The sequence below is a fragment of the Pseudoxanthomonas sp. G3 genome (genome assembly GCF_057654715.1).
Map to the genome: position 1 here is coordinate 879,533 of NZ_CM172805.1, position 16,131 is coordinate 895,663.

The window sequence follows — 16,131 nt, forward strand, 5'->3', positions numbered from 1 at the left end:
GTACATGGGACAAGGCGTGGCGCTGGCGGCGTGGATGAGCATGCTGTTGCCGGCCGCGCCGGTCGGCGGGCAGCAACTCGTCGGCCTGACCGTGCCGCCCTATCCCGACGCGCTGGAGGACATGGGCGGCAGCTGCGTCTCCGATTCCACCGCGTACGAACACGTATGCGACTACGCGGTATCGGTGCTCGCGGCGCCGTCGACCGACCCTGATGCCAGCCCGGTGCCACGCTTCGTGGTGGCGGGGAAAATGGCCGGGCGCGAGGGCAACCGCGCACGCTGGCAGATCACCGATGCCCGGCCCTATCCGCAGGGTCGGCAGGACTATTACCTGCAGTTCGGCAACTGCCGGATCGACCGCCAGCCCGATGCGCGCGTGGCCGCCTTGGTGCGCCAGCACGCGGACGATGGCGAATGGCTGCGCGACGTGGCCTGGGCGGGCCGGATCGAGTTGCCCGCGGGTCGCTTCACCGCGCTGGATGCTGGCTCGGTGGACTGCATCAACACGGCCTACGAAGGTCTCTGACGTCGACGCACCCCGCTGGTGCGTTCTGGGATAATGGCCCTCTTTGCCTGTCCCAGGACCCGCCATGACCCAGAAGACCATCCTCAACGACACCCATCGCGCGCTTGGCGCCAAGATGGTCGACTTCGGCGGCTGGGACATGCCGATCCACTACGGCTCGCAGATCGAGGAGCACCACCAGGTGCGCCGCGATGCCGGCATGTTCGACGTGAGCCACATGACGGTGGTCGACGTGCGCGGCGCGCGGACGCGCGAGTTCCTGCGCCACCTGGTGGCCAATTCCGTCGACAAGCTTCAGAAGCCGGGCAAGGCGCTTTATACCGCCATGCTGGACGAAGCCGGCGGCGTCATCGACGACCTGATCATCTACTTCATGGCCGAAGACTTCTTCCGCCTGGTGGTGAACGCGGCCACCCGGGAAAAGGATCTCGCGTGGATCGGCCGGCAGGCCGCGCCGTTCGCTGTCGCCGTCACCGAGCGCCCCGACTTCGCGATGGTCGCCGTGCAGGGCCCCACCGCGCGAGAGCGCGTGCACGGGCTGCTGCGCGAAGAGGATCGCGCGAAGGTCGGCAAGCTAACGCGCTTCGCCGCGACCGAGGCCACCAGCCTGGCCGGCGTGCCGTTGTTCGTGGCGCGCACCGGCTACACCGGCGAGGACGGCTACGAGATCGTCCTGCCGCAGGACCAGGCCGTCGCGTTCTGGAACGCCTTGCTGGAGGCGGGCGTGAAGCCGGCCGGCCTGGGTGCGCGCGACACGCTGCGCCTGGAGGCCGGCATGAACCTCTATGGCCAGGACATGGACGAAAGCGTTTCCCCCTACGAAGCCGCGCTCGCCTGGACCGTCGCCCTTGACGAAGGTCGCGCATTCAATGGTCGCGCTACGCTCGAAGCGCAGAAGGCCGCGGGCGCACCGCGCCAGATGATCGGCCTGGTGATGGACGAGAAGGGCGTGCTTCGCCACGGCCAGAAGGTGCTCACCCCGCATGGCGACGGCGAGATCCTGTCGGGCACCTTCTCGCCGACGCTGGGCAAGGCGATCGCCTTCGCGCGCGTCCCCGCGGGCGACATTCCGCTGGGCGCCGCCGGCAACGTGCGCGTCGACATCCGCGGCCGCGAAGTGCCGGTGCGCGTGGTGAAGTTCCCGTTCGTGCGCGACGGCCAGGCGCAGCCGGGTGTACTGGAGTGAGGGGCGCACCGCTTCCTTCACCCGCGCCATCCTCCGCTAAACTATCGTCTCTTCCCCCGACCCACAGCATGCTCCGGAGTAACCCATGAGTGAAATTCCTGGCGATCTGAAGTTCCTCAAGTCCCACGAATGGGCCCGCCTGGAAGGCGGTGGCCGTGTCACCGTCGGCATTTCCGACCACGCGCAGGGCCTGCTGGGCGACCTCGTGTACGTCGAACTGCCCAACGTCGGCGACCGCATCGAGGCTGGCAACGCCAGCGCCGTGGTTGAGTCGGTGAAAGCCGCGTCTGACGTCTACAGCCCGGTGACCGGCAAGGTGGTCGAGGTCAACGCCGCGCTGGCGGACAAGCCCGAGACCATCAACGAGGACGCCTATGGCGACGGCTGGATCTTCGTGATCGAAGCCGAGGAGCCGGACCAGCTCAACGAACTGCTTTCGCCCGACGACTACGCCGAGCTGATCGAAGACGAAGACCACTGAAGCCGCCCGGCGGGCGGTTTCCCTGCGGGGAGCCGGTGGCGACGGAGCGGATCCGTCGTCACCGGCTCCCCGCTTCGTTTCCGCCATCGCATCCCCGTGCGCGGGATCGCCGACGGCGCGATGGGTAACCTCCGACACCCGCGCACTGCGCGCCGGAATCCCGACGCACGCATCGCGCCGTGGCCGACGAACGGCAAAACGGAACGCGCGGTACGCCTCCGCCACGGTGGTCGAGAACGTCGGTGCGGGACGCCATCGCAGGCCCGAACGCGCGCACTTCTTGTGCCGGACGTGGCGAAGCGATCGCCAACGAGGCGAAAAATTTTTGCGCAAATCGGCGCAATCGGGCTTGTGCGACACGGAATCCGGACGCCTTCGCACAAGTTTTTTTACCCTGCGTTCAACCCCTTCCGCCGCCCGATCAGCGCCTCACCGGCGGCGCCACGCATCGCCTCCGTCGCGCGCGCTCCACCCGCAGCGGAAAAAAATATGCGCGTTTTCCCGATGTTTTTTTCATGGATGCTTTGCATGCGCGTCGCGTGTGGCGCGACGGGTGATGCGGGGAGGACTGCGATCGCCGCCAGCGGCGACAGTGCGAGCAGGCGGCGGGGCGAAAAAAAATTGCGGTCAGGTGTTGACACCTTGAAAAACCGTGATTAGGTTTCGCCCCAAGCAGAGCATGCTGCGGAAGCGAGTGAGTCGAATCAACACGACAGCGCGAGAGACAACACAGCCCATCGTCACCCGTATCGGGGTGGACGCAGGCCTCGCTTCCCCCGGAAAAACGCAACGCATCCGAACCAAGACACCCGCGTCGCCAAGCGACGCGGGTGTTTTCGTATTTGTAGGGAGCCGGGTTTCGCACGCCCGGTCCCCTGGGGAATCCGCTTCGCCGCGCGTGTCGCGGTGGCGGCTGCCGACGGGTCCGACTCCCGCGGCGTTTCTTGCAGCTGGGCCTGCCTTCGGGCAGATGTGCTGTAACCAGACGTAAAAATCCATAGTTCACTGACGAGGAGCCATCACATGGCAACGAAGAAAGCTGCGAAGAAGAAACCGGCCGCCAAGAAGGCCGCCAAGAAGGCCACCAAGAAGTCGGCTGCCAAGAAGACCGTGAAGAAGGCCGCCAAGAAGGTCGCCAAGAAGGTCGCCAAGGCCAAGAAGGCGGTGAAGAAGGTCGCCAAGAAGGCCGCCAAGAAGGTCGCCAAGAAGCCGGCGAAGAAGGCCGCCAAGAAGACCGCGAAGAAGGCTGCCAAGAAGGTCGCCAAGAAGCCTGCTAAGAAGGCTGCCAAGAAGACCGCGAAGAAGGCCGCCAAGAAAGTAGCCAAGAAGCCGGCCAAGAAGGCTGCGAAGAAGGCTGCCAAGAAGCCCGCCAAGAAGGCTGCCAAGAAGTCCAAGAAGAAAGCGGCCCCGGTCGCGCTGCCGGCCACCCCGGCTCCGCTGATCTAAGCCAACCCCGATTAGCCGTAACACCATGGACTCTCTCCCTGTGCCCAGCGGGGGGAGAGTTTTTTTATGGGTGGCCGGCTAGGCTGTGGTCACCGCCATTCCCGGGAGACAGGCATGAAGTTCATCAAATGGGTGTTGGCCATCATCGTGGCCATCGGCTTGGTCCTGACCGTGGGCGGCCTGCTGCTGCCGTCGGCGACGCATGTCGAGCGCAGCACCGTCATCGCGCGCAGCCCGGAGCAGGTGTTCGCCACCCTGGATTCGTTCGAGCGTTTCAATGCCTGGTCGCCGTGGGCGGAATACGACCCGCAGGCGAAGTACACCTTCGAGGGTCCGGCACGCGGCGTCGGCGCGCGCATGCGCTGGGTCGGCAATCGCTCGGTCGGGTCCGGCAGCCAGGAGATCATTGCCAGCGAGCCGCACCATCGCATCGTGGTCGCGCTCGACTTCGATGGCAGCCAGGCGAATGCGACCTATCTGCTGGCGCCGGAAGGGCAGGGCACGCGGGTGACGTGGGCCTTCGACACCGAGCACGGCATGAACCCGTTCAAGCGCTGGCTGGGCCTGCTGTTCGACCGGATGATCGGTGCGGACTACGAGAAAGGGCTCGCCAAGCTCAAGGCGATGGAAGAAGGCGCGCAGCCCTGAGCCCACGGGTGGCCGCGTCGCGGCCACCGGCCATGATCAATGGGGCGACGCGGTGCCGCGCTGGGAAGACGTGCCGCTGTCCTTGGGCGCATCGGCCGGCGTCGTGCTGGGCGACTCCGCCAGCAGCAGGTCGTAGTCGGCCGGCGTCTCCACCCACGGCTGTCCGGGCAGGCCCATCGCGCGATCAAGGATGGTCGGCAACAGGCCCGACGGCAGCGAGCTGTCGCTGTTCCAGACCAGCGCGATGCCGAGGTCCTGGCCTGGCACCAGCGCGACCAGGCCGCGATAGCCCTGCACGGCGCCGGCATGGAACACGACTTCGTGGCCCGCGTAATCGAATACGCGCCAACCCAGCGCGTAGCTGGCCGAATGGACGCGCTCACGGCGCCAGCCGCCACGCATCTCGCCGGGCGTGGTCACCACGGGCGCATGCAGCGTGGCCAACAGCGGTGCCGGCAGCACGTCGGGGCGATGGCCCGTCTGCGCGATCAACCACTGCGCCAGATCGCTGGCGCTGGCGTTGACGCCCGCCGCCGGTGGGAGGCGGTAATAGGTCGGCTTCGGCGTGGAGGACACCCAGCCGTTACGGCTGCGCACGTGCGGGCGCGCCCAACGGGTGCTGGCCTGGATGCCGGCCAGGCCCATGCTGGCGTCGTTCATGCCCAGCGGCTTGAAGATGCGGCGGTCCACCGCCTGGTCGTAGAACGTGCCGGTGGCGGCGAACACCACGTCGCCGATCACGCTGAAGGCCACGTTCTGGTAGGCGTAGCACTCGCCTGGGGCGCACTTCAGCGGCGCGTACGCCAGCTTGCGGGCGACGTCGTAGTACTCGCCGTTGGCTTCGATGTCGCGATCAAACGCGTTGTGCGCCTGCAGCCCGACGCTGTGGCTCAGCACGTCCGCCACGGTGACGTGCGCGGTGGCGTTGGCGTCGCTGAGCTGGAAGCCCGGCACGTACTGGCTGACCTTGCTGTCCCAGCGGAGCGAGCCGTCCTGCACCATCAGGCCGGTGAGTGTGCTGGCAAACGCCTTCGACAGCGAGGCCAGGCGGAACACGGTGTGCGCATCGACCGGCTGCGGCGCGGCGACGTCGGTGACGCCGTAGCCGCGCGCGCTCAGCACGCGGCCGTTGTGCACGATCGCCATCGCCAGGCCGGGCACGCGCTGGCCCACCGTCAGGTGCTCGGCCATGGTCTCGAACGCGGCGACATCGAAGCCCGCCGCCAACGGCTGGACCTTTCGGTCCGACAACGAGGCGAGGTAGGGACGCGGTTGGGTGGGCGAGCCGTAGTGCGCGGGGGGCACCGTTGGCGCCGTGGTGGGTGCCGATGCGCTGTCGCGCGCGGGCGAAGTCCAGCGCAACGGCGTCTGTGCGGTCGAAGACAACGTCAGGGGCAGCATCAGGCCGACCAGACCGATCCGGAAGGTGGAGCGCAGCGGCCGCCGGCCTGCCTTGTCTTTCATGGTGCGTGACGCCTGGGTGAGCTCTGTCGAGAGGATCATAACGCCGGTTTTTTCGATTGCACAAACAGGGAGAAGTTTCGTGCCCATGTCGTTCATCCTGCTTCTGATTCCGTATGTGGCGCGCGTCGCAGTTCCCTGCAGCACGGGCCTCTGCCGCGGTGCGCGACAAGCCGTCGCATTCAGGAATGCGGTCGCATGAAGCACGTGCAAGTTCTGCGCCGCCAGGGCGCTGCGGATCTTGGTAAGCGTGCGAGTGACGCATGACGCCGATGAACAGGGGGTGTGGCAGCCCATGTTCTCGTGTTCAGCCTCGGTGACGTGCGTCCGCGGGTGTGAACGTGCACTACCTCGAGGCCGCCCTGGCATGCGCCGTCAGCTGGCCGATCGCCCTGAGGGTCGGCGTTGGATGTGAAGTCCCGGGCATCGCCTGACAGGCCACGCCGGGGCGTCATCGAGTCGTGTGCCGTTCTTTCGTCGTCGTGCCGAATGCCGGGAGCCCTACCATGCGTCCCACGGCCCCATCCCCGACCATCCAGCGTTGGCTGGCCGGCGCTCTGCTCGTCCTGCTCGCGGCGCTGGCCGTCGCGCGTTCGTGGTACGGCACGCGTCTGGACAGCTTCACCATCGATGAGCCGTGGCACATCGTCGCCGGCACGGTCTACGTGCGGAGCGGCGACCGGCACCTCAATCCCGAGCATCCGCCGCTGGCGAAACTCTGGGTGGGCGCCTGGATGCCGGCAGCGTTCCGGGTCGGTCCCGAGCCGAGTCTGCGGGAGAAGGCGCAGGAGCGCGAGTGGGTCGAACAGACCATGTTCGAACACAACGATCCGGAGCGTACGCAGCAACGCGCGCGGACGGCGATGTGGAGCTTGAACGCCTTGTTGCTGGTCGCGCTGGGCGCGCTGCTGTGGCGTGCCGCCGGCGTCGCGTGGGCAGCCGGTACGCTCGCGTTCCTGGCACTGGAGCCCACGCTCGGTGCGCACCTGCCGGTCGTGATGACCGACGGCCTGCTCGCGCTGACGCTCTCGCTTGCCATCGTGGCCGCAGGGGTGCTGGCGGCGACGTGGCAGTGGCGATGGGCCGCGGTATTCGGCATCACGGTGGGCCTGGCATTGGGCGCGAAGCACTCCGCATTGGCTGGGCTCGTGGGCGTCGGTGGCGTGCTCGTAGTGGCGGCTGTTGCAGGTTTCCGGAAGGGCGGCGGACGCGACGTCCTGCGGCGATGCGCACAGCTGGCAGCGGCGATCCTGTTGGGGGTTGCGCTGTTGTGGGCGCAGTACGGGTTCCGCTTCCACGCCGATGGCACGGGCGGCGATGCCTTCAATCTGGCGATGGATGCCAAGGTCGCGGAAGTCACCAAGCCGATGATTCGCGTGGCGATCGGTGCTGCGGATGACCTCCATCTGTTGCCACGCGCTTATCTATGGGGCTTGGCCGACACGGTCCGCACCGGCATCGAAGGCCGCGGCGGTGCCCTGCACCTGATCTGGGGCCACGTGTTCGAAGGCCGCATGCCCTGGTTCACGTGGCCGGCGATCCTCGCGGCGAAGATCCCGCTCGCGTTGGCCGCGCTCTCGCTGCTCGGGCTCGCGCTGCTGGTGCGTGCGCCGCTGGCGCCCGCCACGCGCTGGATGCTCGCCGCGCTGGCGGCAGCGTGCGCGCTCCACTTCGCCGCGCTGGTCGTGTCGCCGCAGGCCTGGGGTGGCGTGCGTCATGCGACGCCGCTGCTGGCGGGTGCCGCGGTGCTCGGTGGCGGTGCGGTGGCAGAGGCCTGGAGGCGCCGCTCGCGCGCCTGGGCCGGCGTGGTCGTTGCGTTGTTCGTGATGACCATCGGCATGACGATCCGCGAGCCGCGCCTGTGGGAATACCACAACGAACTGGTCGGCGGCACCGCGGGCGGCTATCGCGCGTTCCGCAACGAGGGCGTGGACCTGGGCCAGCGCTTCGGCGAGATCCGCGACTTCCATCGCCGCGTGATCGCCGGCTCCGGCGCGCGGGTGTATCCCGATTACTGGGTGATGGAGCGGCAGTGGCGCGCCGCGCACCTGGACTACCACCGCTTCGTCGAAACCCTCGACGACACCAACACGGCCGGCGTATGGGAAGGCTGGTTCGTCTACACCGTCGCCGACGAGTTGCCCTGGCCACAGTACGAATGGGATCCGGCCGAGGTGTTCGAGGATATGGAGAAGGTGGCCCAGCTGGGCTATGCCGGCGTCTGGCATGGCCGCCTGACGCGCCCGGAGACGCGCGCATCGGGCATCGGTCAGAAGGTGATGGAGTATCTGTATGAGGAGAACGGCCAGGACTATGCCCTGGTCGCCCGACGGCTGGAAGAAGTCGCCGCCATCCGCCCGCAGAACGTCGGCGTGGGCGTCGAGCTGGGCAACGCCTACCTGCGGCTGGGCCGGGGCGACGCCGCGTCACGCGCCTATCGTCGCCTGCTGGAGCAGACGCGGGTGAAGTTGGACCGGAAGGTCGAGCGCCAGCTGCGCGACCAGCTGGCGCGCATCGAGGCCGGCGAGGATCCGGTGAAGATCGCCCCGATGCGAAACCCGTGGATGGAATGAGCGGCCGCGTGCGGCGCGTCAGGCGTGGCGGATCATGTCCGCCGCCTTTTCCGCGATCATGATGGTCGGCGCGTTGGTGTTGCCGCCGATCAGGGTGGGCATCACCGAGGCGTCGATCACTCGCAATCCTTCCAGCCCGTGCACGCGCAGCGAGGGATCCACCACCGCATTCCCGTCGGTGCCCATCCGGCAGGTGCCGACGGGGTGGTACACGGTTTCGGCCTTGGCGCGGATGAAGGCCACCAGCTCGGCGTCGGACAGGTCGCTGCGCGTCGGATGGATCGGCGCACCGCGGTAGGCGTCGAACGCCGGCTGCGCGAACAGTTCGCGCGACAGCTTCGCGCATTCGACCATCATCTTCAGGTCGAAGCCTTCCGGGTCGCTCAGGTAATTCGCTTCGATGCGCGCGTCCGCGCGCGGGTCGGCGCTCGCCAACCGGATGCGCCCGCGGCTGCGCGGGCGCAGGAAGCAGGCGTGCGCCGTGTAGCCGTCGCCCGGCAGACGGTTGCGGCCGTGGTCGTCCAGCATCGCCGGGACGAAATGCATCTGGATGTCCGGGCGCTCGTCCGGCGCCAGCGACGAGCGGACGAAGGCGCCGGCCTCGGCGATGTTGCTGCTGCCCGGGCCGCGATGGCCGCGCAGGAAGTAATCGAACGCGGTCTTGAGTTCGCTGGTGCGGTCGTAGGTGATGCGCTGTGTACTGTGCTGCAGGGTGCAGATGTCCAGGTGATCCTGCAGGTTCGCGCCGACGCCGGGCAGGCTGTGGCGCGCGGTGATGCCGTGCGAGGCCAGATGGTCTGCAGGGCCGATGCCCGACAGCATCAGCAGCTGCGGCGAGTTGATCGCGCCGCCGCTGAGCAGCACCTCGCGCTCGCAGCGCACGATCACCTCGTGGCCGCCGCGCGCGTACGCCACGCCGATCGCGCGGCCCTTCTCCAGCAGCACGCGGCGGACCAGCGCACCGGTGACGATGTCCAGGTTCTGCCGGTCGCGCGCCGGGTCCAGGTAGGCCACCGCGGAGGAACAGCGCGCGCCGTCCTTCTGCGTGACCTGGTAGAGGCCGAAGCCCGCCTGCGCCGGCCCGTTGAAGTCCGCATTCCGCGCGTGCCCCGCCTGCACACCGGCTTCGATGAACGCCGTCGAGAGCGGATTGGTATAGCGCAGGTCGGAGACGTACAGCAGGCCCTCGGCGCCATGCAGGGCATCGCCGCCGCGGCTGTTCCGTTCCGAACGACGGAAGTACGGCAGCACGCTGTCCCAGTCCCAGCCCTCGGCACCGGCGGCGGCCCAGTCGTCGTAGTCCTGCGGCACGCCGCGGATGTAGCACATCGCGTTGATCGAACTGGAGCCACCGAGCACCTTGCCGCGCGGCCACCACAGGCGGCGGTTATCCAGGTGCGGCTCCGGCGCGGTGTCGTAGTTCCAGTTCACGCCCTTCTGGCCGACCAGCTTGGCAAGCCCGGCCGGCATATGGATGAAGGGGTGCCAGTCGCGCGGGCCGGCTTCCAGCAACAGCACGCGGCAGGCCGGGTCTTCGCTCAGGCGGTGGGCCAGGACGCAGCCGGCGGAACCGGCGCCCACGATGATGTAGTCGTACACATGCTGCCCTGTAGCGAAGTCCGGCCGAACCTAGCGGCGGGGGATAGAGCAAATGCTCGGGCCATTGCAGCGGTGGGCGGGAGAGAGGGCCTGCATGCGTTTCCAGTCGCCGGGCGAGCATGAAACGCTGGCGATGTTGCAGTGCATCGGATACCTTGCGCGCCACAGGCGGGCGGTGCCCGCGTCCCGATGATGCGATCGCAGGCCGCGCCCCATGGACCCGTCTTCCCCAGCGATCTCCCGGTTCGGCCGATTCCGCGCGGCGGTCACGGAGTCGCCGCCGCTGCTGTGGGCCTTCGTCTACTTCTTCTGCCTGCTCAGCGGCTACTACGTGCTGCGGCCGGTACGCGAGGCGATGGCGGCGTCCAGCGACATCGAAGCGGTGTTTCCTCCTGCGCTGATCGCGTTCTTCGCCGGCCGCGGCATCGCGCTGGGCGAGTTCACGCTGCAGTTCATCTTCAGCGCCGTGTTCCTGATCATGCTGGTGCTGCAACCGGTGTACGGCTGGCTGGTGAGCCGCTTCCCGCGCCGGGTCTTCCTGCCGGTGATCTACGGCTTCTTCATCGCCACGCTGCTGATGTTCTACGCCATGTTCGACAGTGGCATCGCCGGCCGCGGACTGGCCTTCATCCTGTGGATCACGGTGTTCAACCTGTTCGCGGTGGCCGTTTTCTGGAGCTTCATGGCCGATGTGTTCACCAATGTCGAAGCGCGCAAGTACTACGGCTACATCGGCGCGGCCGGCACGATGGGCGCGTTCCTCGGCCCGGCGCTGACCAAGGCGCTGGTCGTGCGCGTGGGCATCCCCAACATGATGCTGGTGTCGGCGTTCCTGTTCTCGGTCTGCGTGCTGTGCATCTTCAGGCTGCGGACCTGGGCCGTGGCACGCGAGGCCGAGCGGCGCCAGGCCAGCGGCGAGATCCCGATGGGGGGCGAGGTGCTGGCGGGACTGAAGCTGATCGTGCGCGAGCCGCTGCTGCGCTGGCTTGCCGTCATGGTGGTGATGGGGGTCGGCGTGGGCACGCTGCTCTACAACGAACAGAATGCCATCGCGCGCACCATGTTCACCTCGGCCGAGGCCCGCGCAGACTATTTCGCCACGCTGGACCTGGCGGTCAACTCGCTGACGCTGGTGGTGCAACTGCTGCTCACCCGCACGCTGCTGTCCCGCTTCGGCATCGCGCCGGCGCTGCTGATCCCGGGCGGCGCGATCATCCTCGGGTTCTCGATCCTTTCCGCGTCGCCGTTGCCGATGATGGTCGCCATCGTGCAGGTGGTCACCCGCGCCAGCGAGTTCTCGCTGGCCAAGCCGGCGCGCGAGACCATCTACACACGCGTGGGTCGCGAATGGCGCTACAAGGCCGGCGCGGCCATCGACACCGTGATCTACCGCGGCGGCGACCTCAGCTTCGTCTGGCTGCACAAACTGCTGTCCGCGTTCGGGTCGAACGTGGTGTTCGGTGCCGGCCTGCTGGTCGCGAGCGCCATGACCTTCAGCGCCTGGCGGTTGCTGCGCGAGGAATCGAAGCTGCCTTCCGAGCGCGCCGTCGCCACTACGCCGCCGGCCGCCGCCAAGGCCTGACGCGGGCCGGCAGACGCCGGGTCGCGCAGCCGCTATGCTGCCGCGATACGACGGCAGGGGAAGCGGGAATGGGAACGATCGCGACGGTACTGGTGGTGCTGGTGGCAGTGCTGCACGCGTACTTCCTGGTCCTGGAGATGTTCCTGTGGACCAAGCCGCTGGGCCTGAAGACCTTCCGCAACACGCCCGAGAAGGCAGAGACCACGCGCGTGCTGGCGGCCAACCAGGGTCTCTACAACGGCTTCCTCGCTGCCGGCCTGCTGTGGGGCCTGGTCACCGCGCAGGGGAACGTCGTGATCTTCTTCCTGCTGTGCGTGGTCGTGGCCGCGCTGTACGGCGCGTGGAGCGTCAACAAGCGCATCTTCTTCGTGCAGGGCCTGCCGGCGATCGCGGCGCTGGTGGCGGTGTGGTTTCTCTGAGCGACGTCAGGACCGACGTGGGAGCGACGTAAGTCGCGATGGCGCCGTCAAGGCGCATGGCCAGCCTCAATGCAGGCCGATGCAGTGCGATCGCGACTGACGTCGCTCCCACACCTGCCTCGCAGAACTCAGTGGGTGTCGCGCGCGGGCTTCGGCGACACCCACATGCCGATGCGGGCACGGAACACCGGTTCACCCTTGGCATCGCTGACCACCACGTCCATCGGCAGGTCGTAACCTTCCTCGGATTCGCGGGGCTCGAACGCCGGCGTGGCGACGGCCTGCATCGTGCCGACGGCCTTCTTCAGGTATTCCACCGTCATGCCCTTGGGAATCCAGCGCATCGAGCGCGGGATGCTGACGTCGGTGGTCAGCCCGCCGACGAACTCGGCCAGGTTGCACAGCGCGATCGCGTGCACGGTGCCCAGGTGGTTGGTGACCGAACGCCGGTGGCGGATCGTCGCCTCGCCACGTCCCGGTTCCAGCCGCGTCATGCGCGGGCCGATGCTGCCGAAGTACGGCGCCTTGAAGCAGATCAGGCGTGAGAACAGCCAGTGGCCGAACGGCTTGCGGCTCAGGCTGCGGTAGATCTTCAGGACATCGGCGCTCATCGGAACTCCTGTCGCGACGACGGCGGGACATGCCCGCCGTCGTGATCGTTGCTGGGGTCTGCGTCAGGCCGCTTCGCGCGGCTGACGCTTGTGCTGCGGCAGGTCGTAGAAACTGGCCGCGCGCAGTTCGTGGGTGTCGAAGTCGTCCACGGTGATCGTGTCCAGCGTGATCGCACGCAGTTCTTCCAGCTGCTTGCGTTCTTCGACGGTGATCCAGCCTTCGCGCACGCCTTCGTCCAGCTGCGCGCTGTAGTCCAGGGCCTCGATGTCCTTGGTCTTCAGCGCCTTCAGGAACTTGCGCTCCACCGGCTCGGCGGCGACGGCCGCGGCCAGGTAGCTGTCGATGCGGCCGCCGGGGTTGTTCTCGCACGGGGTCAGGAACACGCCCTGGCCCAGGCGTTCGCGTGCTTCGTTCGGCGCCATCAGCAGCATGGCGACGCGGTGGCTCAGGCGGTCGCCCGGGGCCACGGCGCGGCGGCCGAACGGAAACACCACCGGCCACAGCAGCCAGCCCAGCGGCTTGATCGGGAAGTTGCGCAGTGCCTGCGACAGCGCCAGTTCGATCTCGTACGCGCTGTTGTGGAAGGCCCACGCCAGCAGCGGCTTGTCGGCTTCCGGCGTGCCGTCGTCGTGGTGGCGCTTCAGCACCGCGCTCATCATGTACAGGTGGCTCAGCACGTCGCCCAGGCGGCCGGACAGCGATTCCTTGAACTTCAGCTTGCCGCCCAGCGCGCCCAGCGAGATGTCGGTCAGCAGCGCCAGGTTGGCGGCGTAGCGGTCGAGCTTGCGGAAGAACTTCTTCGTGTACGCATCGCCCGGCGCCGCACCGATCTTCGAGCCGGTGATGCCGAACCAGAACGAGCGCACCGCGTTGGAGATCGCGCCGCCGATATGCGGATACAGCACCGCGTCCAGCTGCTGGATGCCGGCCTTGGTATCCGGATCCTGCGCCGCGCGCATTTCCTTGATGATGTACGGGTGGCACAGGATCGAGCCCTGGCCGAAGATCAGCAGGCTGCGCGTCATGATGTTCGCGCCTTCCACCGTGATGGCGATCGGCGAGGCCTGCCATGCGCGGCCGGCGAAGTTGCGCGGGCCCAGGATGATGCCCTTGCCGCCGACGATGTCCATCACGTCCTTGGCAACATCGCGGCCCATGTTGGTGCAGTGGTACTTGGCGATGGCCGACGGCACCGACGGCACGTCGCCGCGGTCGACGGCAGCGGCGGTCGCCTGCGACAGCGCGCTGATCGCGTAGGCCTTGCCGCCGATGCGCGCCAGCGCCTCTTCCACGCCCTCGAAGCGGCCGACCGACAGGCCGAACTGCTTGCGGATGCGCGCGTACGCGCCGGTGACGCGCGCGCCCGCCTTGGCACCACCACTCGCGGTGGAGGGCAGGGTGATGGAGCGGCCCACGGCCAGGCACTCGTTGAGCATGTTCCAGCCCTTGCCGGCCATCTCCACGCCGCCGATCAGCTGGCTGAGCGGGATGAACACGTCCTTGCCGTGGATCGGGCCATTCTGGAATGGCGAGTTGAGCGGGAAGTGGCGGCGGCCGACGTCCACGCCGGGCGTGTCGCGCGGCAGCAGCGCCAGGGTGATGCCGATGTCGCGGGTGTCGCCGATCAGGCCGTCCGGGTCGTACATGCGGAACGCCAGGCCGATGATCGTGGCGACCGGTGCCAGCGTGATGTAGCGCTTGTCGAAGGTCAGGCGGATGCCCAGTACGTTGGCGCCGTTCCACTCGCCCTTGCAGACGATGCCGTAGTCGGGGATCGAGGTGGCGTCGGAGCCGGCGAACGGACCGGTCAGGCCGAAGCAGGGCACTTCCTGGCCGATCGCCAGGCGCGGCAGGTAGTAGTCCTTCTGTTCCTGCGTGCCGTAATGGTTGAGCAGCTCACCCGGGCCCAGCGAGTTGGGCACGCCGACGGTGGAGCTGACCACGCTGCTGACCGAGGCGATCTTCTGGATCACCTTGTGGTGCGCCAGCGCCGAGAAGCCCAAGCCGCCGTACTGCTTGGGAATGATCATGCCGAAGAACTTGTTCTTCTTGATGTAGTCCCACAGTTCCGGCGGCAGGTCGGCGTGGATGTGGGTGATTTCCCAGTCGTTGGTCATCCGGCACAGCTCTTCCACCGGACCATCAAGGAACGCCTGCTCTTCGGCGGTGAGCTGCGGCTTCGGATAGGCGAGCAGCTTGTTCCAGTCCGGGTCGCCGGTGAACAGGTCGCCCTCGAAGCCCACCGAGCCGGTTTCCAGCGCGATGCGCTCGGTCTGCGACAGCGGCGGCAGCGCGCGGCGCAGGAAGCCCAGCGCCGGTGCGGTGATCAGCGGCTTGCGGATCGCCGGGATCAGTAGCGGCAGCGCGATCGCCACCACGACCAGTGCGGCGACGACGGTGGCGGTGGGATTGGCGCCCAGCAGCCAGCACGCGACCAGCAGGCTGGCGGTGATCGCCGCCCAATAGGCGAGCCGGAGCCGGTGGTAGGCGGCGAACGCACCCGCCAGCAGGAAGGCGAGGAAGGGGATGACGATGCTCATGGGGTTGCTCCGGACACGGATTCGGTTACATCGGATTCGGCATTACCGGGCGAGGCCGACAGGCTTGCCAGGTATTCCAGCACGACGGCGGTAAATGCGTCGTTGTCGTCGCCGGCCACCATGTGGGTGGCCTGCGGCAGGTGAACGTGGCGCGCATGCGGCACCAGCGTCTTGAACTCTTCCACGGTCTTCTCGGAGACCAGGTCGCTGCGGCCGCCGCTGATCAGCAGCACCGGGCACTGCACCCGGCGCGCCGCCTCGGCGATGGCGTCCTGGTGCTGCGCGCTGTCGCGGGCCAGTTCATCGACCAGGCGCGGATCCCAGTGCCAGCGCCAACGGCCGTCGGCACCTTCGCGCAGCAGCTCGCGCAGGTCGTCGGGCGATTTGCGGGTACGCCGTTGCGGCTGGTAGGCGGCAATGGCGTCGGCGGCGTGTTCGAGCGAATCGAAGCCGTCGGGGAACGCGGTCATGAAGGCGAGGATGCGCTGCAGGCCGGCGTGTTCCCAGCGCGGGGTGATATCCACCAGCACCATCGCGCGGAACAGGCCGGGCCAGCGCGATTCGGCGATCAGCCCGAACAGCCCGCCCATCGAGGCGCCGACCAGTACCGGCGGTTCCGGTTGTTCGCCGGCCACCACGATCAAATCGTCGGCGAACTGCTCTCCGGTGTAGGGCACGTCAGCCGCGTTGCGGTCCGATTCGCCATGCCCACGCGCGTCGTAGGCGAGCCCGGCGTATCCGTGCGCGGCCATCGCCTGGCCGGTGCGGTTCCACGCGCCACGCGTCTGGCCGAAGCCGTGCGCATAGATCAGGGCGGGGTGGCTCTGCAGTGCGCGCGGCGAAGGGAAGCGGCGCACGGCGAGCGCGACATCGTCCTGTCCACTGAAGACGCGATCCGGTGCACCAACGGAGATGTCGGTGGGGTCGTCGTGGGCGGGAGAAGTACGCTTTACCATACGGTCAAGTATGGGCTCTCGCATTTAGAGTAGTCAATCGGTTCGCGAAAGGCGTTTCGCCTGCAACCGATTGATTTGTCTTTATTTGTTGTGCGGCGCGGC

The 16,131-nt window shown here is 67.8% G+C and carries 13 protein-coding genes; 8 read left to right on the top strand and 5 right to left on the bottom strand.

Annotation, left to right across the window (positions count from 1 at the left end; all coding sequences use genetic code 11):
• Positions 1-4: 4 nt before the first annotated feature.
• The 5 genes from AC23D6_RS03985 to AC23D6_RS04005 all read left to right on the top strand — a co-directional run bounded on the left by AC23D6_RS03985 (position 5) and on the right by AC23D6_RS04005 (position 4,287).
• On the top strand, positions 5-526 hold the full coding sequence (locus AC23D6_RS03985; protein ID WP_487751531.1) for a hypothetical protein: 522 nt from the start codon (positions 5-7) through the stop codon (positions 524-526).
• 64 nt (positions 527-590) lie between these two features.
• Positions 591-1,712 carry a glycine cleavage system aminomethyltransferase GcvT gene (gene gcvT, locus AC23D6_RS03990; RefSeq protein ID WP_487751532.1) on the top strand — a complete coding sequence of 374 codons (1,122 nt, stop codon included), beginning with the start codon at positions 591-593 and terminating at the stop codon, positions 1,710-1,712.
• Between the two features lie 85 nt (positions 1,713-1,797).
• Positions 1,798-2,193 (top strand): glycine cleavage system protein GcvH, encoded by a 396-nt coding sequence (gene gcvH / locus AC23D6_RS03995; protein ID WP_487751533.1) that lies wholly within the window; start codon positions 1,798-1,800, stop codon positions 2,191-2,193.
• 1,023 nt (positions 2,194-3,216) lie between these two features.
• Entirely contained in the window at positions 3,217-3,639 is a 423-nt protein-coding gene (locus AC23D6_RS04000; protein WP_487751534.1) for a hypothetical protein, read from the top strand.
• 114 nt (positions 3,640-3,753) lie between these two features.
• Complete coding sequence (locus AC23D6_RS04005) at positions 3,754-4,287, top strand: SRPBCC family protein (RefSeq protein WP_487751535.1); 534 nt, start codon at positions 3,754-3,756, stop codon at positions 4,285-4,287.
• Between the two features lie 36 nt (positions 4,288-4,323).
• Here the strand turns inward: AC23D6_RS04005 and AC23D6_RS04010 are convergent, their stop codons facing one another.
• Positions 4,324-5,751: a serine hydrolase domain-containing protein gene (locus AC23D6_RS04010; protein WP_487751536.1), complete on the bottom strand. Its 1,428-nt coding sequence runs from the start codon at positions 5,749-5,751 to the stop codon at positions 4,324-4,326.
• Positions 5,752-6,254: 503 nt separating this feature from the next.
• Here AC23D6_RS04010 and AC23D6_RS04015 point away from each other — a divergent pair.
• The gene (locus tag AC23D6_RS04015) at positions 6,255-8,321 is read left to right on the top strand and encodes a tetratricopeptide repeat protein (RefSeq protein ID WP_487751537.1); all 2,067 of its coding nucleotides are present in this window, start codon (positions 6,255-6,257) and stop codon (positions 8,319-8,321) included.
• 18 nt (positions 8,322-8,339) lie between these two features.
• Here AC23D6_RS04015 and AC23D6_RS04020 read toward each other — a convergent pair whose 3' ends face one another.
• A complete protein-coding gene (locus AC23D6_RS04020; protein WP_487751538.1) occupies positions 8,340-9,920 on the bottom strand; it encodes a GMC family oxidoreductase in 1,581 nt (526 codons plus the stop codon).
• 214 nt (positions 9,921-10,134) lie between these two features.
• On the opposite strand from AC23D6_RS04020, the gene AC23D6_RS04025 reads away from it, so the two are divergent.
• The gene (locus AC23D6_RS04025; protein WP_487751539.1) at positions 10,135-11,502 is read left to right on the top strand and encodes an NTP/NDP exchange transporter; all 1,368 of its coding nucleotides are present in this window, start codon (positions 10,135-10,137) and stop codon (positions 11,500-11,502) included.
• Between the two features lie 68 nt (positions 11,503-11,570).
• On the top strand, positions 11,571-11,921 hold the full coding sequence (locus AC23D6_RS04030) for a DUF1304 domain-containing protein (protein WP_487751540.1): 351 nt from the start codon (positions 11,571-11,573) through the stop codon (positions 11,919-11,921).
• A 128-nt stretch (positions 11,922-12,049) separates the two neighbouring features.
• Here the strand turns inward: AC23D6_RS04030 and AC23D6_RS04035 are convergent, their stop codons facing one another.
• From AC23D6_RS04035 to AC23D6_RS04045, 3 genes are all read right to left on the bottom strand, one after another.
• Entirely contained in the window at positions 12,050-12,532 is a 483-nt protein-coding gene (locus AC23D6_RS04035; protein WP_487751541.1) for a hotdog fold domain-containing protein, read from the bottom strand.
• Between the two features lie 63 nt (positions 12,533-12,595).
• Positions 12,596-15,073 carry an acyl-CoA dehydrogenase gene (locus AC23D6_RS04040; protein WP_487751542.1) on the bottom strand — a complete coding sequence of 826 codons (2,478 nt, stop codon included), beginning with the start codon at positions 15,071-15,073 and terminating at the stop codon, positions 12,596-12,598.
• Complete coding sequence (locus AC23D6_RS04045) at positions 15,070-16,029, bottom strand: alpha/beta fold hydrolase (protein WP_487751543.1); 960 nt, start codon at positions 16,027-16,029, stop codon at positions 15,070-15,072. Before AC23D6_RS04045 ends, AC23D6_RS04040 begins: the two co-directional genes overlap by 4 nt.
• Between the last annotated feature and the right edge of the window lie 102 nt (positions 16,030-16,131).